Origin of the sequence: Alkaliphilus flagellatus, from assembly GCF_018919215.1 — a bacterium.
In the GTDB taxonomy this organism is placed as follows: Bacteria; Bacillota; Clostridia; order Peptostreptococcales; family Natronincolaceae; genus Alkaliphilus_B; species Alkaliphilus_B flagellatus.
The window spans coordinates 83903-107552 of the sequence record NZ_JAHLQK010000005.1 but is presented as its reverse complement, the minus strand read 5'-3'; the positions used below and the strand labels follow the sequence as shown (position 1 = coordinate 107552).

The following is a 23650-nucleotide window of genomic DNA, read 5'->3' as shown; positions in this document are numbered from 1 at the left end:
TTAATATTAAAATCTATTCATTACTGCTTTATAAACAACTTCAGGAACTAATCCCTTTATACATCCACCAAATCTAGCAACTTCTTTAATTAAACTAGAACTTAAAAATGAATATTCACTACTAGTCATTAAAAATACAGTTTCAATGCTAGGACATAATTTTTGGTTCATTAATGCCATTTGAAGCTCGTATTCAAAATCTGATATAGCTCTTAAGCCTTTAATAATAGCTGTAGCTTCATTTTCTTTTGCATATTCAATTAATAATCCCGAAAAACAATCTACTGAAACGTTTGGATAATTTTTTACCGATTCCTCAACTAGTTTTTTTCTCTCCTCTAAAGTAAATAAAGGATTTTTATTTGGATTATATATGACAGATACAATTAATTTATCGCACATTTTAGAAGCTCTTTCAATTATATCTAGATGCCCATTTGTAATAGGATCGAAACTACCAGGGTAAATTGCTACTCTCATCTATATCTCCTCCCTCAACTCGTAAAAAGAAACTGCTACATCTCCGTAATTATTAGTTCTATATTTTTGTAAATTATGCACACTCTCTGGGATTTCATCAGTTTTATTATGTTCAACAACAACTATACCATCTGATTGTAGTATTTCAAAAGAAAAAATGTCCTCTAGAGTAGGTGCAACAAATCCTTTAGAATAGGGTGGATCTAAAAAGATAATATTTGCCTTTACACCTTGAGTACTTAATTTTTTTATAGCAGATAGCACATCCATCTGAATTACTATGGAACTATTACCTAAATTAGTTTTTTTAAGATTTTCTCTAATTGATTGAATGCTATTTTTATTATTATCTATAAAGTAAGCTTTACTAGCATTCCTTGATAAAGACTCAATACCTAGATTACCACTTCCTGCAAACAAATCAATTACAATACTACCATACAATTTTGATTGAACAATATTGAATATAGATTCCTTTACACGATCAGCAGTCGGTCTAGTGTTTAAACCTTGAGGTGCCTTTAAAGCATGACCTCTTGCTTTTCCTGAAATAACTCTCATATGTATCCTCCTACTTTAACTCTATAATTATTTTAGCACACTACACATTAGTAGACAAAATGTTTTTCTATAAAACCTCTTCTACAGATAGAAACTTTTCTTCTAATTTTATTCTAAGCAATGGATAATTATTTAGTGTTAAATCTGGATCAGCATGAGTCATTTTTTCTATTTCTTTTTGTGCTGTCTTTAGTACTGATATATGTCTAAACAAGTTAGCGATTTTTAGTTCTGGTAACCCGTGTTGTCTAGTACCAAAAAATTCTCCAGGACCTCTAAGTTTTAAATCCTTTTCAGATATAACGAACCCATCAGTCGTTTTTTCCATTATATCCATGCGTTCCTTAGAAATTTCCGACTTACTATTATTTATTAAAATACAGTAAGATTGATAACTACCTCTTCCTACCCTACCTCTTAACTGATGGAGCTGAGCTAGACCAAATCGTTCTGCATTTTCTACTACCATAATAGTTGCATTAGGAACATTTACACCAACTTCAATGACCGTAGTAGAAACCAAAACTTCTATATTTCCTGTTTTAAAATTACCCATTATTTCTTCCTTCTCTTTAGCTAACATTTTCCCATGGAGAAGTCCAATTTTATAACCATTTAACAGATCATAGGAAAGTTCATGTGCAATTTCTGTAGCTGACTTAGCTTCTATAGCCTCCGACTCCTCTACTAATGGACAAACCACATAAGCCTGTCTACCTTCATCTAACTGTTTTTTTACAAAATTATAAATATCATCTCTTTTGTTAGAAGTACGACTATAGGTTTTTATAGTTTTTCTACCTGGAGGTAAATGATCTATAATTGATATATCTAAATCCCCATACAATATTAGAGCTAAAGTTCTAGGGATAGGCGTGGCTGTCATAACTAAAACATGAGGATTTTGTCCTTTGCTAGCAAGTATTGCTCTTTGTCTTACTCCAAATCTATGTTGCTCGTCTGTAATTACTAAGGCTAAATTGCAAAATTTTACACCTTCTTGGATAAGCGCATGAGTACCAATTATTATATTAATTTCCCCAGATTCAACCTTATTTAATATTTTATTTTTCTCACCTTTAGATAGACTTCCTACTAAAAGACCTACCTTAATTCCAAGAGGCTCGAGTAACTCAGTTAAAGATACATAGTGTTGTTCTGCTAATATCTCTGTGGGAGCCATAAAAGCACCTTGATAGCCATTTATTACTGATTTTAATAATGCTGCTATAGCCACAATGGTTTTTCCGGAGCCCACGTCTCCTTGAACCAGCCTATTCATCGGTGTATCTCTTTCTAAGTCTTTAGATATTTCATTAAAAACCTTTTCTTGAGCTTTTGTTAGTTTAAATGGTAACTTTTTAATAAAGGCTTCTATTCCATTATTGTTTTTAAGAGGTATACCTTTTTTATCTTGCACTATACCTGTTTTTATTTTAAAAAGTCCAAGCTGTAAGAGTAAAAATTCTTCAAACACCAATCTATATTTGGCTATTTTTAAGGCTTGAACATTACTTGGAAAATGAATGTTGTTTAGAGCAAACTTTATATTACAAAGCCTACATCTATTCATAATTTCTTCTGGTAAATATTCTTCTATGGATTCATTAACTATTTGAAGAATCCTTTTTTGTATTGAAATAATTTCATTTTGACTTAAACCTTCGGTTAATGAATATATGGGGACAATACCCTGTCTATTATCCGTATCTAGCATATCTACCTTTTCTATAATTGGATTAACTACTTGCAAGCCTTTGAATCCTTTTTTAATTTCTCCATTTATCATTACTCTCTGACCAGAATTTAAAGTTTTTTTCAAATATGTTTTATTAAAAAATATAACTTCAATGTTGCCAGTTTCATCTTTAACATTAAATTTAATTAAGGAAAGATTTTTTCTAGGCTTTGATACATCGCCTTCACCGAGTATAATTCCATAGAAAGTAGCCTTTTCTCCTGGTCTTAAATTAGCAATCCTTTTTATATTTCTCCTATCCTCATAGTCCCTAGGCATATACCATATCATATCTTCAACAGTATTAATATTAAGTCGTTTTAAAAGATAAGCCTTCTTTGGTCCAACACCTTTAATATACTGAATATCCTGCTTTAAAATATTCATACTACACACTCCAAATATCTTTTTGTCTCTATTATAACAGAATGTTGTAATAATGTTAAAGGGAAGTAGCTCACGCTACCTCCCTATTCAATAGAGAAAATATAATAATATAATGGCTGTCCACCATAGTACAATTCAATATCTATATCTTCATATTTATTTTTTAATACTTCAAGCAATTCTCTAGTATCTTCCTCTGTAACATCAGACCCATAAAAAATAGTTATTATTTCACTTTCGTCAGTTATCATTTCTTCTATGAGCTCTATAGATACTTCTTTAATATTTTCTCCTACGGATTTTATTTCGCTATCGCCAATTCCTAAAATATCACCTTCATGTATTTCTAAGTCATTATAACTAGTATCTCTAACCGCATAAGTAACCTGACCTGTTTTAACTACTTTAATTGCATCTATCATTGTCTCTTCGTTTTCCTCTGGAGTAGATTCAAGGTTAAACGCTAATAAAGCTGATAATCCCTGTGGCACAGATTTTGAAGGAATTACAATAATATTTTTACTTGAAATAGCTTTAGCCTGATTAGCCGCCATAAAGATATTACTATTGTTAGGTAAAATAAATATTGTTTCAGCATTAATATTATCAATGGCCTTAACAAAGTCTTCTGTGCTTGGGTTCATAGTTTGACCACCTTCTATTACATGGTCAACAGTAAAGTCCTTAAATATTTTAGTTAGACCTTCTCCCATTGTAACTGTAATAAAACCATACTTCTTCGTTTCTTTTTCTATTGCATTTTCAGTATTTACATTGTTTTTATCTTCAGTTTGCTTAAATATCTCATGTCTATGTTGTAATCTCATATTATCTATTTTAATGTCGCTTAAAGATCCAAGTTCTAAAGCATGTTCCATAACTTTACCTGGATGATTAGTATGTATATGTACTTTTATAACACTATCATTACCAACAACTAACATAGAGTCTCCATATCCCTCTATAATCTTCTTAAATTTATTAATATCTGCAGCACTAGAACGAATAATAAATTCTGTACAATATCCAAATTCAATTTCTCCGTCGATTTCTTCTATATTATGTATATAACTATTATCTACAATAGCTTCCTCTTCAATAACAGGCATATTGCCAGTAATTGCGCCTAAAGCACCTAAATATATATATACTAGTCCTTTACCACCAGAGTCAACAACCCCTGCATCCTTTAACACCTTAAGCATTTCTGGTGTCCTACTTAATGATTTTTCCGCATATTTAATAACTTTTTCAATAAATGTAACAATATCTTTTTCCTTGTTAGCAATTATTAAAGCTGCTTCTGCACTTTCTCTAGCAACGGTTAAAATAGTACCTTCTATTGGCTTCATTACAGCCTTATAGGCAGTATCTGCCCCGGATTTTAGCGCTTCTGCTAAGTCCTTCGTATGAATTCGACTTTTGCCTTTAACTCCCTTTGCAAATCCCCTAAAAAGCTGAGATAAAATTACTCCAGAGTTACCTCTAGCACCCATTAAAGAACCATTAGCAGCAGCATTAGCAATATCTTCTAGCAAATCTGATTGTGTTCCTTTCACTTCCTTTGCTGCTGACTGCATAGTTAAAGACATATTAGTACCAGTATCACCATCAGGCACAGGAAATACGTTAAGCGCATTAACTATTTCTTTATTTGTCTCCAGAGACTGTGCTCCAGATATTATCATTTTCTTTAAAAGATGCCCATCAATATATTCAATTTTCACAACTAGTACCTCCTTAAGTTACTTTTGCACTCTGACACCCTGAACATTAATATTAACCTTTTTAACGTTCATTCCTGTCAAATGCTCAATGTTATATTTTACTTTTTCTATGATATTATTTGCAACTACAGATATACGGGTACCAAATTCTACAATTACGAATATATCAATTGTTATTTCATCTTCCTCAGTATGTACCTTCACACCTTTTCCAGACTGCTCTCTTTTTAATAATTCTACAAGGCCTCCAGCCGCAGATTTAGCAGCCATTCCTACTACTCCATAGCATTCCATAGCTGAAACACCTGCAATGGATGTTAAAACATGGTCATCAATTATAATTGTACCTAATTTAGTAACTAATTTTCCTGGCATTAAAAAACCTCCTTTATTTTCTTCTATCTTATATTTATTCCCCACTTTACTTACAATATTATACTTAAAATAGTGATAGTTGTATAAATATCTATAATATATAATATCATATTATATATTATGTTTTAAAATACTGATAGCTAGAATATCACATTATAATATTATATTGTATATGAATACCAAAAATAGTTCAACAATAACCATAATCATAATAAATTTTTATATCAACAATTTACTAAAACATTGTATTTTGCATATATTAAAATATTATTATTGCAAAAATTTGTTATATATGATACTATTATTATGTTTTAGAGGATGAGCTAGGCTTGAAGGAGGTGTTCGTAGTGGCAAGAGTATGCGAAGTTTGTAATAAGGGTAGAGTTTCAGGTAATCAGATCAGTCACTCCAACCGTCATAACAGAAGAACTTGGGAACCTAACTTAAGAAGAGTTAGAGCTATAGTTAAAGGTACAGCAAAGAGAATCAATGTATGTACAAGATGCCTACGTTCTGGAAAAGTTGAAAGAGCTTTATAATTTTATATAAAAAAGCCTCCATTTAAATGGCGGCTTTTTATATTGAGTATCTTTTTTTATTTAACATATTTTAAATATTAGTAATCCTATTGTTACGAATAGACCAGCAATAATAAGATACCATATTTGTAATGGAATAATATATAGGAACATTAATGCTCCAACTATTGTAATTATTAATCCAGTAAGTTTTAATGAAGAATGCCTTCTTCTCCTTTTAAACATATCACCACCTACCTTAGAGAATAGTATATTATTATTCTATTCATAAACAGTAAAAAATGTCACTAAAAGTCCTAACAACTTTTAGTGACATTTAAATTATACTTCGTCACAAACCTTAATAACTAAAACAGTTCCTTCTTTAACTGAAATAGTTGCCCTATCTTTTATAAATCTATTACTAATACCTAAAGAGCTTCCCATATCGATATCGTGATTAGTTAAAGGATATTCTAACCCTTCTAATGTAACACCCTTTACATCTCCACTAATAGGTATTACCGAAATAGTTTGTCCTATTTTCCCTGCTACATTTATAGTACTATCTGTTATAGTAATATGGTTTATCTCATTAATGATATTTGCCTTAATACCCATTTTATGAATTTTATACAGTAACATTATATTACCTAAACTATGGTCCATACGAGAGCCTATGGCACCTACAATAGTTATTGTACTCGGTGACTGCTCTAAGGCAAATTCTATAGCTAACTCCGTATCTGTCATATCCTTCTTTACAGGAAACTGCTGAACCTTGACTCCACCGTTTTCTATCCACTGAAAGGCATCTTTGTTAATGGAGTCGAGATCTCCCACCAATATATTTGGATAAATATTTAATTTCATTAAGTATTTAGCTGCACCATCTGCACAAATAATATAATCACTGTTTTCAATAACAGATTTTAAAATGTTCATGTTTTCAATATGACCATTTGTTACTACGGTTACTTTCATCTTTGCCTCCATATCTACAATTTATAAATTAGTATTTTCTCTAAATTGTTTTACTGTTTGTGTAATATTTTCACTATTAAATATGGCAGAACCAGCAACAACTATATTGGCACCAGCATCTATAACCTTTTTAACATTATCTACTTTAATACCACCATCTACTTGAATATCAACATTAAGTCCCCTAGTATCTATTATTTTTCTTAATGCCTCTATTTTTGATAGGCTTGATTCAATAAAGCTTTGTCCTCCAAATCCAGGATTAACTGTCATTATAAGAACCATATCTAAGTCCTCAAGTACATGCTCTATTACATTTAAAGGTGTGGCAGGATTAAGTGCAACAGCTGCCTTTGCACCATTATCTTTAATAAGTTGTATAGTTCTATGCAAATGAATACAAGCCTCACTATGGACAGATATTATGTGAGCTCCTGCTTTAGCAAACTGAGGAATATATCTATCTGGATTTTCTATCATTAAATGTACATCAAAAGGAAGCTTAGTTTTACCCTTAAGACCTTCCATAACAAGTGGACCTATTGTAATATTTGGAACAAAGTGCCCATCCATTACATCTATGTGAAGAAGGTCACAGCCTGCCTCTTCGACTTTTTTTATATCTGCTAATAAGTTAGAAAAATCTGCTGACAATATTGATGGAGCTAATTTCATCATAAGTTAATACCTCCTGCTCTTTCTAATCTCATCAATAAATTGAATATAACTGGTATATCTATTTTTAGATATTTCACCTAATACAACTGCTTCTTTAACACCACAGCTAGGTTCATTTATATGCTTACAGGAATTAAATTTACAATTATCCATATAGGGTACAAACTCTGGAAAATGAAAGTGTAGATCATCTTCATGGATAAAATCCATATTTAAAGAACTAAATCCAGGAGTATCTACAACCCAACCATCTTCCTCAACAGCCATAAGTTCTGCATGTCGTGTTGTATGTTTTCCCCGTCCAATTTTTATACTTATCTCGCCAGTTTGTAACTTTAGCCTAGGATGGATGTAATTTAAAAGTGTAGATTTACCTACTCCAGATGGTCCTGCAAACACTGTGGTCTTATTTTTTAACTCTTCTCTTAAATCACTTATTCCTATATTCTGCTTACTGCTAGTTAGTATTACTTTGTAACCAGCAGAAGCATATATATTAACAATTTCTCTATACTCTTCTTCCTTTAGTAAATCGATTTTATTAAGGCAAATAATTATATTTAGCTTCTGACTTTCTGCCAATACTAAAAATCGATCTAAGAGTGAGAGGTGGGGATCTGGCTGGGTTACTGCAAATACAACTATGGCTTGATCTATATTAGATACAGAAGGTCTAATTAATTCATTGTGCCGTTCATTAATCTTTTCTATGACACCCTTCTTGTTTTCCTTATCTATAATATCTATTTCGACGTAATCTCCAACTACAGGAACAACCTTCTTTTTTCTAAAAAGACCACGAGCTTTGCACTCAAATATTTCTCCATTAATATCAACATAATAAAAACCACCGATCCCTTTTATCAACCTACCACTATACATTAAATACCTCCCTAAAAATTAACTTCTACATTAGGCTCTTGTTTCTCACCATTTAGATAAACAGCTAATTGTTGAGTACCTGATCCTTTTACATTTACTCTAATAGGACCTTTTGCTTCATCTGCATTATGTTTTTCACTATATACTTTCTTACTTTTCAAACCATTTATTTGATAAATTTCTATATCAACAATACCTGTATACTCTTCTAAATTTATACTAATAGATTTCGTCGAAGTTCCTGATGATTGTGTTCCTTCTTGATCTTCACCTTCTTCTATTTCTTCCATTTGATCTGGCACATCGCTTCCTTTACTAACGACTAAATTAACTACAGATCCTTCACTTACTTCTTTATCAGCTGGAATATTTTGTTCCATAACATAGCCTCTTACATATACATCGCTATATTCTTCTGTAATACTTCCTTCTTCAAGTTTAAACTGTTTTAGTATACTTCGAGCTTCCTCTAAAGTTTTTCCTAATAGGTTTGGCATAGGAAAAGTTTGAACCTTTGGACCTGTGCTCACTACATAATTTACAGCAGATCCGGTAGCAACTTGAACCCCTTGACGTGGATTCTGATCAATAATAGTTCCTATAGGGTACTCATCACTAGAATCTTCACTTACTTCTCCTGGCTCTAATCCTGCATCTTTTAATAATCTTTCAGCATTTGTAGCATTTTCATTACGTAAATCGGGAACAGGAACTAGTTTACTTCCTTCACTAACAATTACTTTAACTTCAAAGCCTTTTCTAACCATCATGCCTTCCCGAGTTGTTTGATTGATTATTTCATCCTTTGGAACCTTACTATTATATTCTGTACTTTTATTTAATCTTAGCCCTGTATCCTCTGCCAATTTTTCAGCCTTTTCAATATTCATACCAACAAAATTTGGCACCTTTACATCCTCTACCTTAAATAAATCGGATATATAAAAGAAAGCAAATGTAAATACTAAAGCAGCAACTAATGCAGCAGCAATAGCAGATCCAATTACAAGTTTACGTTTATTATCTTTTTTACTATTATCTTTTTTACCTTTTTTATTTTTTATATTCATAGTTTTTACTTCATCTTGGCTATCAGTTAATTGTCTTATCTCATTGGCAGTAACCATTGGAATAATTTGAGTCGGGGAATCTTCGATTTTTAAAGTATTATCAATATCATCTAAATCAAAATTATTTTTTATTTTATATAAGTCTTCTATTAATGCAGAAGCATTAGCATATCTAGCAGACTGCTCTTTTTGGGTTAACTTAATAATTATAGCTTCTAACCCCTTTGAAATAGAAGGATTATACTTAGAAGGAGGTTCTGGCTTTTCCTGAATATGTTTTAATGCAATTGTAATTGGTGCATCTCCTTCAAAGGGTACTCTTCCAGTGGCCATTTCATACATAACAATACCCAAAGAATACAGGTCCGATTTTTCATCAGTATAGCCTCCTCTAGCCTGTTCTGGAGCAAAATAATGAACAGAACCAATTATACTTCCAGTATTGGTAATTGTAGATGAGGTAGCAGCTAAGGCAATTCCAAAATCTGTAACCTTCGCTCTATTATCCTCTGTTACTAAAATATTATGAGGCTTAATATCTCGATGAACAATATGATTGGAGTGAGCATGTTTTAATGCTAAGGCTATTTGTCTTGTAAAATCCAATATTTCATTCTTAGACAGCTTTCCCTTCTCCTTAATTAACTCTTTTAAGGTTTTTCCATCTACATACTCCATAACAATATAATATACACCATCTTCTTCTCCTACATCGTACACATTAACTATATTAGGATGAGATAAGCTAGCAGCAGCTTGGGATTCTTTTCTAAACTTATCTAGTAAATCTTTATCGTTAATAAATTCTGGTCTTAATACTTTAATTGCAACGTAACGATTTAATAGGTTGCATTTAGCCTTATATACTAATGCCATCCCGCCTCCGCCTATCTTTTCAACAATTTCATATCGATTACCTAATATTTTACCAATCATATATTCACCTACTCTCTATATTTTTCTCATTATTTTTTGCGACTAATACTGTAATATTATCATAGCCACCTCTTTTATTTGCCATTGATACCAACCTTTCGCATGCTTCATTACTATCTTTAAGTTCTGATACAACCTTTTGTATCTCATAATTATCTACAAAATTACTTAAACCATCTGTACATAAAACTAGAGCATCTGCAGCATTAAAGTCAATGGTAAAGATATCCACTTTAATACTTTGACTTGTTCCTAGTGCTCGGGTAATAACATTTTTTTGGGGGTGCTTCATTGCTTCCATTTCAGTAATACTACCGCTTCTAACTAGTTCTGCAACCAGAGAATGATCCTGAGTTATTTGCTCTATAGCACCATCTCTAATAAGATAAGCCCTACTATCACCTACATGTCCTATATAAAGAATAGAATTAATTTTCAATACTAGTGTTGCGGTTGTTCCCATTCCATCACAAGACAAATTTTCATTTGCATGAATAAGAATTCTTTCATTTGCACGATTAAAGGCTTCATATATAATTCCCTTTATAGATTGTTCTTCCATATCTATAGAAACATATTTAGTAATATGGTCTTTAATACTATTGACAGCAAGAAAGCTAGCAATTTCTCCTGCATTATGACCACCCATACCATCAGCCACTATAAATAACCCATAACCCTTTTCAGAAATACAATAATTATCTTCATTAATATCTCTTACCTTTCCAATATCTGAAATAGCACTAACATTCATCTTTTGCTCGCCCCCCTTTATATCTAATCTTGCTGTTCATATTATTTTATCATTTTTGTTGGTTTTGTAAATGTTTTCTTCTTAGTTGACCACAGGCTGCATTAATATCGGAACCCATTTCTCTTCTAACAGTTGCTTCTATACCTGATTTTTTTAATACTTGTTGGAAGCTCTTAATAGCCTCTATACTCGGCTTTTTATATCCTCTTTCCTCTACACTATTTACAGGTATTAGATTTACATGACAAAGCATACCCTTTAATAGAGTAGACAGCTCATTAGCATCTTTTTGTCCATCATTAACCCCTTTTATTAAAGCATATTCGAAGGTTATTCTGCGACTAGTTTTATCAATATAATACCTACAACTATCTATTAATTCTTTAATAGAATACTTTTTAGCTATGGGCATTGTCTTTCTTCTTAGCTCATCATTAGGAGCATGTAAAGATATAGCTAAGTTAATAGGTATTTGTAAATCAGCTAAGGCTTTAATTTGTGGCACCAGTCCTGAAGTTGATAGAGTAATGTGTCTATTTCCGATATTTAAGCCATTTTTATCATTTATTATGTTAAGGAAATTTATAGTCTCATCAAAATTATTTAATGGCTCCCCACTTCCCATCAATACTATGTTAGAAATTCTATCCCCTATATCATTCTGCATTGTTAGTATTTGATCTATCATTTCCCCAGCTCTTAAGTTTCTAACTAGGCCTTCAAGTGTAGATGCACAAAAGCTACATCCCATAGCACAACCAACCTGTGTGGAAATACAAGCAGTTAGCCCATGATTATATTTCATAACTACACCTTCTATTATATTATAATCATCCAATAAAAATAAGTATTTTATTGTACCATCTATACTGGAAACTAATTTTTCTTCAATTTTGATATTAGTGATATAGGTATGTTCCTCTAGTTTGTCTCTTAGAGCTTTAGATAAATTTGTCATTTCATCAAAGTCTTTAATTCCTTTATTAATCCATTGAAATATTTGTTTCCCTCTAAACTTTTTTTCATCCATACTAACTAGCAGTTCTTCTATCTCTGCCAATGTTAAACTTAATAAATCTTTTTTTTCCATAATTATAATTAGCCTCCCGAATTCTCTACTTAATTCGTTTTATCTTGGAAATGAAAAATCCATCCGTATTATGCAAATTAGGATAAAGTTGTACAGTACCATTATTATGCTCACCTGGAAGAAAGTCTTTGTACTCCTCATTAATGTTAATTAGAACATAATTAGGATTGTCCTTTAAAAACTTCTGTACGATATCCTCATTTTCTCTAGTATTTATAGTACAGGTACTATAGACTAATTCCCCGCCTATTTTTACGTATTTAGCTGCATTTTTAAGTATATCATACTGCATAGCTGTAATGGATTTTATATCTTCATCTTGTTTTCTATATTTTATTTCGGGTTTCCTACGAATAATTCCGAGTCCAGAGCAAGGGGCATCTACCAGTACTTTATCCGCCATATTTAATAGTTTTTCATCTAAATTATTTCCACTAAAATTTTCTGTATTAATAATTTTTATACCTAGTCTTTGAGCATTTCTCTCTACAAGTTTTAATTTATGCTCATGAATATCCCTAGCGATTATTGTCCCCTTATTGTTCATTATTTGAGCCATATGGGTGGTTTTACCTCCTGGAGCGCTACATACGTCAATTACATATTCGCCTTCCTTAGGATCTAGAATTTTAGCAACTAGCATGGAGCTAAAATCTTGTATTTGAATATATCCTTTTTTATATAAATTAGATTGCTCTATATTCTGCAATCCTTTAACAACAACTGCCTCCTTTATCAATGAGCTTTGCTTTACTGTGTAACCTTCATCAGTAAGGAGCCTTATACAGTCATCTATGGATATTTTTAGTGTATTTATACGAAAATACAGCTCTGGCTTAGTATTGTTAGCTTTTAAAAGTTCTTCTGCAAAATCCTTATCAAAATTATTTAAAAATGTTTTAACCAACCATTCTGGATGTGAATACTTTACAGATAAATATTTAACAATGTTCTCCTCAGGGTTGGGTAATTTAATATTTTTCATATTTCGTTGAACATTTCTTAAGACTCCATTTATAAATCCTGTTGTTTTTTTGCAATACTTTTTTGATAGATTTACAGTTTCATTTACAGCTGCAAAGCTAGGTACTTTATTTAAAAAAAGTAATTGATATATTCCAAGCCTTAATAGGTTTAATGTATATGGATTCATTTGCTTTATGGCAAAGGTTGAAAACTGTCCTATTATATAGTCAATATAAATTTGATTTTCTAAGGCACCGTAAACAAGCTCCGTCAATAAATTTTTATCTAATTGATTGTAAGAATTTCTTCTCAATTCCTTATTTAAAGCGATATTTGAAAAGGCTTCCTTTTCATTTATTTCATATAAAGTTATTAATGCTCCTTCTCTTGGGTTCATATTCTTGCCTCCTGTATAAATTAAAAAATTTATATTTCCTTAGATTATAAAAATAAAAAGGCGTGCTCGACGCCTTTTAGTCTCTTCGCTGACCTCTTATAAGAAGTAATCGGATTAATTGAGATACTGCTGTAGCCATAGCTGCTACATAAGTAAGAGCTGCTGCTCTTAGTACTTTTTTAGAGTGATTATATTCATCTCCTACAATAAAACCACCCTCATCTAATAATCTCATCGCTCTACTACTAGCATTAAACTCCACAGGAAGAGTAATAACTTGAAATAGCACAGCAGCCGTAAATAGTAATATTCCTATATTTACCAAGGTTGGGGCTGACATTATAAGACCAAAAATAACAAAGAACCACGCCGCTTGTGATCCAAAGCTGGCTACTGGGAAAATTGCATTTCTAAAACTAAGAGGTATATATCCATGAGCATGTTGAATTGCATGACCTGTTTCGTGGGCTGCAACACTAATGGATGCTAATGATGTACTATGGTATACCTCATTAGATAGACGTACGACTCTTTTCCTTGGATCATAGTGATCGCTTAACTGACCCCTAGTTAGTTCAATTGGAACATCTCTCATTCCATTATGATCTAATATATATCGGGCAACTTGATATCCTGTATATCCTTTTTTTCCATTTACTCTTAAATATTTTGCAAAGGTTGTTCTAACCTTAGCTTGAGCATACATAGCAAATATAATAGATGGAATCAGAAAAATCATAGTTGGATCAAAACCAAATCCATATGGATAAAACATAGTATCACTCCTTTACATTTACAAAATTGTGCTGTTTCTCTCGCAAGGCTTCATGTTTAGTAACTTTTAATGATTACAAAATCTATTCTTTCTTAGATAATAAAAAATGCTTAATCGCTCTTTCAACTTCGTCTAAATCAACTAAAGTATTAACACATGGGCCTTCTGGCCGTCTGTTTACTACTGCAATAACTGGTAGCTTTTTTACGTCCTGTAGCCCACTAATTAAATCTCTTTCACATGCTATAGCAACAATAGCTTTAGGTTGTGCATCTACAATTATCTTTCTTGCTAAAGTGCCCCCAGTCACTACTCTAAAGTTTACTCCATACTTTTCTTCCAAACCTATAAGATTATCTACATTACAATTACCACATCGTTTACAATTTTTAATATCTGTAGTAATTTTGTGAGGACATAAAGATTTTTGAATGCAATGGGGGGTCAAAATTAATATATTCTTTCCCTCTATATTATATTCATTACTAAATACTAACTTATTATTTAGCTCCGTAAAAGCTCTTCTTATAGTATTTTCGTTATATTTTAATAACTTACCTAAAAAAAGTATCATTGGATATATCACTGTAATGGAGAGTTCCAATATTCTTTTAGAAGCTTTAGGTATAGGATAGTCATACCACAAAAGAATAACTGTAATAATAATAGATAATAACAATACACCTACTCCAGCTAGAGTTATAGTTATAATGAAAAATGTAAACTTGTAAAAATATTGATTTTGTCCTTTTGCAAGTAACATTAAAGTTGTTACAGAAAGGGCTATTATACTAAACATGAGTACTAGTAGAAAAACAAATTTCCTATATACAATGTTTTTCTTTGACTCATTTTGAATCTCCATACTATTCACCTAAATTCTTATTTTCTTCAATATTATTCCCTATTAAATAATCCTTTACACTCATTCTTTTCTTGCCACTAAATTGTATTTCTTCAATAGCTAATATATTTTTACCCGTAGCAACAAGTATATATTCCTTTGTTATTTCTAAAATTTTTCCTGGTGCATGCTCCTTGTTACTTTCAATTATTCTACTTTTCCATATTTTCATAACCTGACCATTATAAGTTGTGTAAGCGGTCGGCCATGGAATTGTTCCTCTAATTAGATCTTTTATTTCTTTTGCAGACTTACTCCAATCAATTTTACCAAGATCTTTAGTAAGCATTGGTGCATAGGATGAATTGTCATGATTTTGAGGAATAGCCATTATTTCATTAGTTTCTAATAGTTCTATTGTTTTATCTAATACCTTAGCGCCAAGTTCCATTAAACGATCGTGCAGCTCGCTGGCTGTTTCATCCTTACCTATTTCGATTTCTTCCTTTAACAGCATATCACCTGTATCTAGACCAACATCCATATACATTGTAGTAATTCCAGTCTTTTTCTCACCATTAATAATAACCCAGTTAATAGGTCCTGCACCACGATATTTTGGTAATAGTGAAGCATGGACATTAATACAGCCATACTTAGGTATTTGAAGAATTTTTTTAGGTAAAATTTGACCATAGGCTACAACTATAATAATATCTGGATTTAACTCTTTTATTTCATTAATTACATCCTCATTTTTTAAAGTAGTTGGCTGAAATATAGGAATATTATGTTCTAAAGCCTTTTCCTTTACAGGAGTTATATTAACTTTTTGACCTCTGCCACTCGGCTTATCTGGCCGTGTAAAAACACCAACTACCTCATGTTTACTATTTACCAAAGTCTCCAAGCAAGGAACAGCAAATTCTGGAGTCCCCATATAAATTATTTTCATTAAATCACCCCTATTTCTTTTCAACTCTATCTGTAAACAATATTCCATTTAAGTGATCAATTTCGTGACAGAGTGCTCTAGCTAAAAATTCTTCACCTTCAATAATAATTTCCTGTCCTTTTCTATTTAGACCTTTAACTCTAACAATAGCTGGTCTTATAACTTCTCCTGTAGCTCCAGGTAAACTAAGACATCCTTCAGAATCACATTGACTACCTTCTTCATATATAATCTCAGGATTTATTAATTCTATTATACCTTCGCCTACATCAATAACTATGACTCTTTTTAAAATTCCAACCTGTGGAGCGGCAAGTCCTACTCCATCTGCATCATACATTGTTTCTATCATATCATCTAGTAAATAAAGAATTTTATCGTCGATTTTATCAACTATCTTTGAAGTCTTTCTAAGTACTGGATCATCTTCTTTACGAATAATTCTAATTGCCATATTTTCTACCTCCGATATTAAATAATTGTAAATGGATTTATATCAATACTACAAGTTAAATTTTGTGGAATATATTTATTTCTATTATCTATTAATAAGTACTTTACAGCCTTTTTTAATAATCCAAACGGTACCTCCACATCCTTTAGTAAAATTTGATATCTATAGTTTTCTTTTATTTTACTTATCATACTTGGATTAGGACCCAAAATATTATAATCAAAAGTATTGTACCCTTGAGAATTTAAAATATATTTAATGTGATTTGCAACTGAATTAGCTGCATAATCAACTGTTTTTTCATCCTTACCAGAAAAGTTTAATAAAATTAAGTTAGTAAATGGTGGATAATAAAATTCTTTTCTAATTATCAATTCATCTTGAAAAAACTTTTCATAATCGTGATTTCGTGATGCTATAATACTATAATGATTTGGTTCGTAGGTTTGAAGAATTACTCGGCCTTCTTCTAAGCCTCTACCAGCCCGACCTGCTACTTGAGTAACCAACTGAAAGGTTCTTTCTGCTGCCCTAAAGTCTGGTAAATTCAATGCAGAATCAGCTGAAATAATACCTACAAGAGTAACATTAGGGAAATCTAACCCCTTAGATATCATCTGAGTACCTATAAGAATATCAACCTCTTGATTTTTAAAACTTTCAAGTATTTTCTCATGAGAACCTTTACGGCTTGTAGTGTCCATGTCCATCCGCATAATTCTTGCAGTTGGCAAATAGTGCTTAACTAAATCCTCAATTTTTTGGGTTCCTGTCCCTGAATATTTAACGCTATCACTATTACAACTAGGACATACTGCTGGTACATGCTTCATCTGCCCGCAATAATGACATTTCAGTCTTTCATCTGTTCTATGAAATGTCATTGTAATGTCACAATGCTCACATTTCAAAACGTAACCACAGCTTTTACATGATATAACACTAGAATGTCCCCGACGATTTAAAAATAAAATAGTCTGCTTTTGGTTTTTAAGATTTTCCTCCATTGCAGCTATTAATTGACTGCTAAAAACTGCTGTATTTCCTAGTTCTAGTTCTTCTGTCATATTAACTACTTCAATATGGGGAAGCTTTGCATCTGTAGCTCTTTTTGTTAAAGTAATTAAATCTAGCTTACCATTTAAAGCTTTATGGTAGGTTTCCATGGATGGCGTAGCAGATCCCAAAACTAGTACCGTGTTTTCTAATTGACTACGATACTCCGCAATATCAGTAGCCATGTATCGTGGAGTCTGATCAGATTTATAAGTATGTTCATGCTCCTCGTCTATAATAATAATTCCTAGATTTTTAAGAGGTGCAAAAATAGCGGATCGTGCACCTATCACGATATCTACCTCATTCATTGCAATTCTTCGCCATTCATCGTATCTTTCTCCATCAGAAAGACTACTATGAAGTACAGCTATTCTGTCGCCAAATCTTCCCATAAATCTTGATACAGTCTGAGGGGTAAGGGAGATTTCAGGGACTAAAACAATTCCTTGTTTGCCCTTTTCTAATACCTTTTCTATCAATTGTAGATAAATTTCAGTTTTTCCGCTACCTGTAATACCGTGTATTAAGTATCTATCATTTATATTATTTTTTATAGAATTACCTATTCTATCTATGGCCATTTGCTGCTCTTTATTAGGAACAGGCTTTGGAAAGGCTGAAAAGCTTTTATTAGCAAATGGATCCCTCTTAACCTCTACATCCATAAAACCTATATACCCTTTATCTTTTAAACTATTCAATGTTGTCATTCCAGTATTGGCCATATATAACAATTCTTTTACACTACACTCACCCTGTTGTTTTAATATTTCTAAGGATACTTTTTGCTTTTTAGCATTTTTTAACGAAGCTAAAACTTCATTCCATCTGTTATCCTTCACATTTATATATACATATCGCTCTGTCTTTATATTTATTTTACTATTAAATTCATATTTTATATCAATTATATTTTTTTCAAGCAAAGTTTTAATAGCATCGTTAATTTCCTTATAATCTACGTGTTGCATTAACAAATCTAAATATACCTTTCCACCTAAATCATTTATTGTAGTAAGTATATTTTTCAATTTACGTTGACTAGGGGAAATTAATGTATCCCACTGATTATTTACTAATATAATTAATTTTCTTTCTTTATTTATCATACCCTTAGGTATTAGACAATGTATAGCTTCAATGTATTTGCATAAATATTGATTTTTCATCCAAAATGCTAGTCTTAATTGATGTTCTGATAAAATAGGTTGCTCATCTATAACCGCAAGTACTTTTTTTAACTTCATGTCTTTGGCAGACGAGGTAGTTACATTAAATACATAGGCTTCAAGTCTTTGGTTTCCTCTGCCGAATGGAACCATTACTCGCATTCCTCTAGTTATTTTATTATATAAATGGGTGGGGATTTCATAGTCAAATAATTTATCAGTTTGATAGCTATTATTATTTACTATTACCTGTACTATTTTAAATTCCTTGTTCAAGAGCCCACCTCCTTATAACAAAATTATGCTATTGCTTTCGCAACGCTTCATGTCGCACTTAAATTTTTAAACTTCGTTGAAAAATTTCAAGCTCTCAAAATATTACAAGCCTTCTGCTTCTTAAAAAAACCTCAACAACTAAAAAGTACACCTTCCTAGATAATGAAAATATAAAAGGACTATAAAAGCCCTTTTATTGTACTTTATTTAATAAATTTCTTTGCTTTATCTAAAATACGGTGCGCAATTTCTCTTTTGCTTGATTTTTCTACTTTTTCTATTTCACCATTTTTATCGATAATATTAACAATATTTGTGTCGGTGCCAAAGCCAGCACCTTCCTCTGTAATATCGTTTGCAACAATAAAATCTAAGTTTTTTCTATTAATCTTACCCTTAGCATTTTCAATAACATTATCGCTTTCCGCTGCAAATCCAACTAAAACGCGGTCTTCCTTTAAGCAACCAAGTTCCTTCAAAATATCAGGATTCCTAACTAGAGTTAATGTTAAATTTCCTTCATTTTTCTTTATTTTAGTAGTGGATACTGTTTCTGGACGATAATCTGCAACAGCTGCAGATTTAATAATGATATGTTGATCTATATAATTCTTCATTACTGCATTGTACATGTCTAAAGTAGTATTTATTTTAATTAGCCTAACCCCCATAGGTGGAGAAAGGTTAGTAGGACCACTTATAAGGGTTACATCGGCTCCTCTTTCTACAGCTGCTTCAGCCAAAGAATACCCCATTTTACCCGATGAATGATTAGTAATAAATCTAACAGGGTCAAGGGATTCCCTAGTTGGACCAGCTGTTATTAAAACCTTTTTTCCTTCTAAATCCCTATTGGGTTTAGCTATATTTATTACAAATTCAATAATTTCATCTACATCGGCTAGTTTTCCTCTGCCAATATCACCACATGCAAGGCGTCCTGAAGCTGGTTCAATAAATTGATATCCTAATGAAGTTAACTTTTCTATATTTTGTTGTACAATTCTATTTTCATACATTTTAGTATTCATAGCTGGTGCAAAAATAACCTTCGCAGTAGATGCCATAATTGTAGTAGAAAGCATATCATCTGAAATACCATTAGCAACTTTACCTATAATATTGGCAGTTGCAGGTGCTACTAGTAAGATATCGGCCTTTTGGGCTAATGAAATATGTTCGATATCCCAATATCTTGGTGTGTTAAATGTATCTGTAATTACAGGGTTTTGACTTAAGGCTTGAAATGTATGGGCTTGAACCATTTCCGTTGCAGATTTAGTCATAATAACATCCACATTTGCCTGAAGTTTCTTTAATCGACTAACAATATCACAGGCTTTATATGCTGCAATTCCTCCTGTTACACCAAGTACAACATTTGTATTTTTCAACATATCTTCACCTTCTTAATTTGATTCTTCTTCTCCACTTGTGTAAAGCACTTGATCTTCAAATATTTCTTGAGTAGCAATTGATACTGGTTTTGTAGAATAAGGATCAACAATCTTTACTTCATCCCCGTCGATTAATTGTCTTGCCCTTTTTGCCGCAGCTACAACTAAAGTATATCTGCTATCTACTTTATCTAATAATTCATTAATTGGTGGATATAACATTTTATCATCTCCTATTAAAATTTTGATAATATTTTTTCATAATTTCTTAAAACCCTAGATTTTTCTGCTCTTATAATAGCTTCGATATCTTTGACAGCCCTAGATACATCATCATTAACAACAGCATAATCGTATTTAATCACCTGTTTTATTTCAGAAATAGCAGAGCCATAACGTTTATCAATATCCGATAGAGTTTCTGTTCCTCTCCCTATAATTCTATTTTTTAATTCCTCTAAGGAAGGAGGTAAAATAAAAATAAATACTGCATCCTCAAATCTTTCCTTAATTTGCAGGGCACCTACAATATCTATCTCTAGTAACACATCATTGCCATTTTCTAAGTTATTCATAACATATTCTTTAGGTGTTCCATAATAATTATCATAGACCATGGCATATTCTAAAAAATCATCACCATCTATCATGTTTTCAAATTTATCTCTATTAATAAAGAAATAATTTACTCCATCTTCTTCTCCAGTCCTGGGTAATCTAGTAGTAGCTGATATTGAAACCTTAATTTGAGAATTATTTTTTAATAATTCTTTGCAAATAGTTCCTTTTCCCGCTCCAGATGGTCCAGATACCACAACTAGCAAGCCTTTACTAACCATGCTTTTCTCCTCTTCCTGTCTAATATTATTCTCCTTCAACAACATTTTCTGCTTCTTTTGTATTATCTTTAGAGTTTAATCTATGTGCTACAGTTTCAGGTTGAACAGCAGAAAGAATAATATGATCGCTATCTGTTACTATTACTGCTCTAGTTCTTCTACCGTAAGTAGCATCTATAAGCATCCCTCTATCTCTAGCCTCTTGAATAACTCTTTTAATAGGAGCTGATTCTGGACTTACAATAGCTACAATTCTACTGGCAGATACAATATTACCAAATCCTATATTAATTAGTTTTATATTCATTAGTATTTCCCCCTTATTCAATATTTTGTACTTGCTCTCTCATTTTTTCAAACTCACTTTTTATATTAATAACCAAATTAGCTATAATTAAATCATTAGCTTTAGAACCAATTGTATTAGCTTCCCTGTTCATCTCTTGAAGTAGGAAGTCTAATTTCCTCCCAATTGCATCATCCTCTTGCAAAGTGTTGCTAAATTGATTTATATGACTATATAGTCTAACAATTTCTTCTGTTATATTGCTTTTGTCAGCAAACAATGCCACCTCTGCTGCCACACGATTATCATCTAATGAAAACTCCTCATCCAATATTTCCTTAATTCTTTCTATTAGTTTTTGTCTGTATTCTTGAACAATTATAGGACTTCTATCCTTTATTTGAGCAACAAAATCCCTAGTTTTGTTCAGACGTTTTAATAAATCTACCTGTAGTTTGTCCCCTTCTTCTTGCCGCATTATTACTAATTGGTTAAGAGCATTATTAAGAGCCTCTTGTAAGCATTGCCAAATTTCATCCTCATTCTCTTCTTTTTTTTCTATCTTTATTACGTCAGGAAAACGGGCTATTACAGATGTTGTGACATCAGTTTCTATGGATAATTCTTCTTCTATTCTTAGTAATGCTTTTAAGTACTCTTTTGCTAAGGGCATATCTACAGCTACATTAATATCGCTCTCCCCAATACTTTCATAAGTAATGTAAGCTTCTATACGACCTCTTTGTATATTTGATTTTATAACTTTACGGATGCTTTCCTCTAAGTATGTAAATTTTTTAGGTAACTTTATACTTACATCCATATATCTATGATTAACAGATTTAAGTTCTACCTGAAAACATTTATCTCCAACTTGAGAATCACCTCTGCCAAAGCCTGTCATGCTTTTTATCATAACCTACTCATCCTTCCGTTTGTGTTTCTCGCCTACTATTTTATATTTATATACTAATAATTACAAGTGCATTTAACATTAATTTAATCTAAAACTAAATGAAGTATACTCCAGAACAAATATCTTGGGCAGGCCCATCCATAAATACACTGTCATCTTCCATAACTTCAATTTTAATATTACCACCTTCAGTATTTATATTTACCTTATTATCTACAAGACCTAATCTATAGGCTACCCCAACAACACTACTTACACCAGTTCCACAAGCTAGTGTGTATCCTGCTCCTCGTTCCCAGGTTCTTACTTCTATATTGCCCTCGTCTCTTATTTTAGCGAAGCTTACATTTGTATTTGCAGGATATATATCATGTTTTTCAATTAAAGGACCATAGGCTTTAATCTCTTCTAAATTTAAGGTATCCGTAAAAATAACAGTATGAGGTACACCCATCAAAACTGTAGTAACCGTAAAATTTCTGTCATTTACCATAATTGTTTCATTAATAAAACTAGCTTTTTCAGAAGTAACTGGAATTTTACTTGGCTCGAAAATCACCTCTCCCATATTAACTTTTACACTTTTAGTCTTGTCATCATCAATATTAAGACTAACTTTTTTTACACCGGATAAGGTTTCGACTGTAAATAGTGATTTATTTATTAAGCCTTCATCATATACAAACTTAGCAAAGCATCTAATACCATTTCCGCACATAGCTGCTAAAGAACCATCACTATTATAATATTGCATTTTAAAATCTGCAATATTAGACTTATTAACTATTAGAAGTCCATCCGCACCTATCCCAAAATGTCTATGGCAAGTTTTTTGAGCTAACTCCTTAAATCTTTCTTCAAAAGGAAAATCTTCATATTTGATTACAATAAAATCATTTCCTGTGCCATGCATTTTTTTAAAAACAATACCCCTATTCTCCATATTTTTACCCCTTTACTATTATAATTATTAGTTCTATCTTATAAAATTCATATTTTTAATATTGTATTTTTTAGTTAATAATTATATAATAGTAATTTAAAATTTCTAACTAATTTAATTCAACCTTAAATCTTATTTTCCTTTTAATTATTACATTTTTTTAATTTATTTTCTTAAATCTCTATTTTTACATA

Annotated in this window: 25 protein-coding genes; 1 reads left to right on the top strand and 24 read right to left on the bottom strand. The window is 31.6% G+C overall.

What is annotated here, in order from left to right:
• Positions 1–6: 6 nt before the first annotated feature.
• From coaD to KQI88_RS13195, 5 genes are all read right to left on the bottom strand, one after another.
• Positions 7–480 carry a pantetheine-phosphate adenylyltransferase gene (coaD, locus tag KQI88_RS13215; RefSeq protein ID WP_216418089.1) on the bottom strand — a complete coding sequence of 158 codons (474 nt, stop codon included), beginning with the start codon at positions 478–480 and terminating at the stop codon, positions 7–9.
• Positions 481–1041, bottom strand: coding sequence for a 16S rRNA (guanine(966)-N(2))-methyltransferase RsmD (gene rsmD / locus KQI88_RS13210; protein ID WP_216418087.1), 561 nt, complete (start codon positions 1039–1041; stop codon positions 481–483).
• 67 nt (positions 1042–1108) lie between these two features.
• Positions 1109–3166 (bottom strand): ATP-dependent DNA helicase RecG, encoded by a 2058-nt coding sequence (gene recG, locus KQI88_RS13205; RefSeq protein WP_216418085.1) that lies wholly within the window; start codon positions 3164–3166, stop codon positions 1109–1111.
• An 83-nt stretch (positions 3167–3249) separates the two neighbouring features.
• Positions 3250–4854, bottom strand: coding sequence for a DAK2 domain-containing protein (locus KQI88_RS13200; protein ID WP_216418507.1), 1605 nt, complete (start codon positions 4852–4854; stop codon positions 3250–3252).
• Between the two features lie 57 nt (positions 4855–4911).
• Entirely contained in the window at positions 4912–5268 is a 357-nt protein-coding gene (locus KQI88_RS13195) for an Asp23/Gls24 family envelope stress response protein (protein ID WP_212378266.1), read from the bottom strand.
• A 347-nt stretch (positions 5269–5615) separates the two neighbouring features.
• On the opposite strand from KQI88_RS13195, the gene rpmB reads away from it, so the two are divergent.
• Positions 5616–5807: a 50S ribosomal protein L28 gene (rpmB, locus tag KQI88_RS13190; protein ID WP_212378268.1), complete on the top strand. Its 192-nt coding sequence runs from the start codon at positions 5616–5618 to the stop codon at positions 5805–5807.
• 60 nt (positions 5808–5867) lie between these two features.
• Here rpmB and KQI88_RS13185 read toward each other — a convergent pair whose 3' ends face one another.
• The 19 genes from KQI88_RS13185 to dapF all read right to left on the bottom strand — a co-directional run bounded on the left by KQI88_RS13185 (position 5868) and on the right by dapF (position 23456).
• Positions 5868–6032 carry a hypothetical protein gene (locus KQI88_RS13185; RefSeq protein ID WP_216418083.1) on the bottom strand — a complete coding sequence of 55 codons (165 nt, stop codon included), beginning with the start codon at positions 6030–6032 and terminating at the stop codon, positions 5868–5870.
• 96 nt (positions 6033–6128) lie between these two features.
• Positions 6129–6770, bottom strand: coding sequence for a thiamine diphosphokinase (locus tag KQI88_RS13180; RefSeq protein ID WP_216418081.1), 642 nt, complete (start codon positions 6768–6770; stop codon positions 6129–6131).
• 21 nt (positions 6771–6791) lie between these two features.
• Positions 6792–7448: a ribulose-phosphate 3-epimerase gene (gene rpe, locus KQI88_RS13175; RefSeq protein ID WP_216418079.1), complete on the bottom strand. Its 657-nt coding sequence runs from the start codon at positions 7446–7448 to the stop codon at positions 6792–6794.
• A gap of 3 nt (positions 7449–7451) precedes the next feature.
• Complete coding sequence (gene rsgA / locus KQI88_RS13170) at positions 7452–8330, bottom strand: ribosome small subunit-dependent GTPase A (RefSeq protein WP_216418077.1); 879 nt, start codon at positions 8328–8330, stop codon at positions 7452–7454.
• An 11-nt stretch (positions 8331–8341) separates the two neighbouring features.
• The gene (gene pknB / locus KQI88_RS13165) at positions 8342–10336 is read right to left on the bottom strand and encodes a Stk1 family PASTA domain-containing Ser/Thr kinase (RefSeq protein ID WP_216418075.1); all 1995 of its coding nucleotides are present in this window, start codon (positions 10334–10336) and stop codon (positions 8342–8344) included.
• 4 nt (positions 10337–10340) lie between these two features.
• A complete protein-coding gene (locus KQI88_RS13160; protein WP_216418073.1) occupies positions 10341–11090 on the bottom strand; it encodes a Stp1/IreP family PP2C-type Ser/Thr phosphatase in 750 nt (249 codons plus the stop codon).
• A gap of 49 nt (positions 11091–11139) precedes the next feature.
• Positions 11140–12180 carry a 23S rRNA (adenine(2503)-C(2))-methyltransferase RlmN gene (rlmN, locus tag KQI88_RS13155; protein ID WP_246579304.1) on the bottom strand — a complete coding sequence of 347 codons (1041 nt, stop codon included), beginning with the start codon at positions 12178–12180 and terminating at the stop codon, positions 11140–11142.
• A gap of 25 nt (positions 12181–12205) precedes the next feature.
• Positions 12206–13543, bottom strand: coding sequence for a 16S rRNA (cytosine(967)-C(5))-methyltransferase RsmB (gene rsmB, locus KQI88_RS13150; RefSeq protein ID WP_216418070.1), 1338 nt, complete (start codon positions 13541–13543; stop codon positions 12206–12208).
• A 76-nt stretch (positions 13544–13619) separates the two neighbouring features.
• Entirely contained in the window at positions 13620–14318 is a 699-nt protein-coding gene (locus tag KQI88_RS13145; protein WP_216418068.1) for a zinc metallopeptidase, read from the bottom strand.
• Positions 14319–14400: 82 nt separating this feature from the next.
• Positions 14401–15183, bottom strand: a complete 783-nt coding sequence (locus KQI88_RS13140) for a DUF116 domain-containing protein (RefSeq protein WP_216418066.1) — start codon at positions 15181–15183, stop codon at positions 14401–14403.
• 1 nt (position 15184) lies between these two features.
• Positions 15185–16117, bottom strand: a complete 933-nt coding sequence (fmt, locus tag KQI88_RS13135) for a methionyl-tRNA formyltransferase (RefSeq protein WP_216418064.1) — start codon at positions 16115–16117, stop codon at positions 15185–15187.
• A 10-nt stretch (positions 16118–16127) separates the two neighbouring features.
• Complete coding sequence (gene def / locus KQI88_RS13130; protein ID WP_216418061.1) at positions 16128–16571, bottom strand: peptide deformylase; 444 nt, start codon at positions 16569–16571, stop codon at positions 16128–16130.
• Between the two features lie 17 nt (positions 16572–16588).
• Positions 16589–19075 (bottom strand): primosomal protein N', encoded by a 2487-nt coding sequence (priA, locus tag KQI88_RS13125; RefSeq protein WP_216418059.1) that lies wholly within the window; start codon positions 19073–19075, stop codon positions 16589–16591.
• 203 nt (positions 19076–19278) lie between these two features.
• Positions 19279–20472 carry a bifunctional phosphopantothenoylcysteine decarboxylase/phosphopantothenate--cysteine ligase CoaBC gene (gene coaBC / locus KQI88_RS13120; RefSeq protein WP_216418057.1) on the bottom strand — a complete coding sequence of 398 codons (1194 nt, stop codon included), beginning with the start codon at positions 20470–20472 and terminating at the stop codon, positions 19279–19281.
• A 12-nt stretch (positions 20473–20484) separates the two neighbouring features.
• Positions 20485–20694 (bottom strand): DNA-directed RNA polymerase subunit omega, encoded by a 210-nt coding sequence (gene rpoZ / locus KQI88_RS13115; RefSeq protein ID WP_212378296.1) that lies wholly within the window; start codon positions 20692–20694, stop codon positions 20485–20487.
• Positions 20695–20708: 14 nt separating this feature from the next.
• Positions 20709–21311 (bottom strand): guanylate kinase, encoded by a 603-nt coding sequence (gmk, locus tag KQI88_RS13110; protein ID WP_216418055.1) that lies wholly within the window; start codon positions 21309–21311, stop codon positions 20709–20711.
• A 25-nt stretch (positions 21312–21336) separates the two neighbouring features.
• Positions 21337–21618 (bottom strand): extracellular matrix/biofilm regulator RemA, encoded by a 282-nt coding sequence (gene remA, locus KQI88_RS13105; RefSeq protein WP_212378298.1) that lies wholly within the window; start codon positions 21616–21618, stop codon positions 21337–21339.
• A gap of 13 nt (positions 21619–21631) precedes the next feature.
• Entirely contained in the window at positions 21632–22513 is an 882-nt protein-coding gene (locus tag KQI88_RS13100) for a YicC/YloC family endoribonuclease (RefSeq protein ID WP_216418053.1), read from the bottom strand.
• A 94-nt stretch (positions 22514–22607) separates the two neighbouring features.
• Positions 22608–23456 carry a diaminopimelate epimerase gene (dapF, locus tag KQI88_RS13095; protein WP_246579303.1) on the bottom strand — a complete coding sequence of 283 codons (849 nt, stop codon included), beginning with the start codon at positions 23454–23456 and terminating at the stop codon, positions 22608–22610.
• Between the last annotated feature and the right edge of the window lie 194 nt (positions 23457–23650).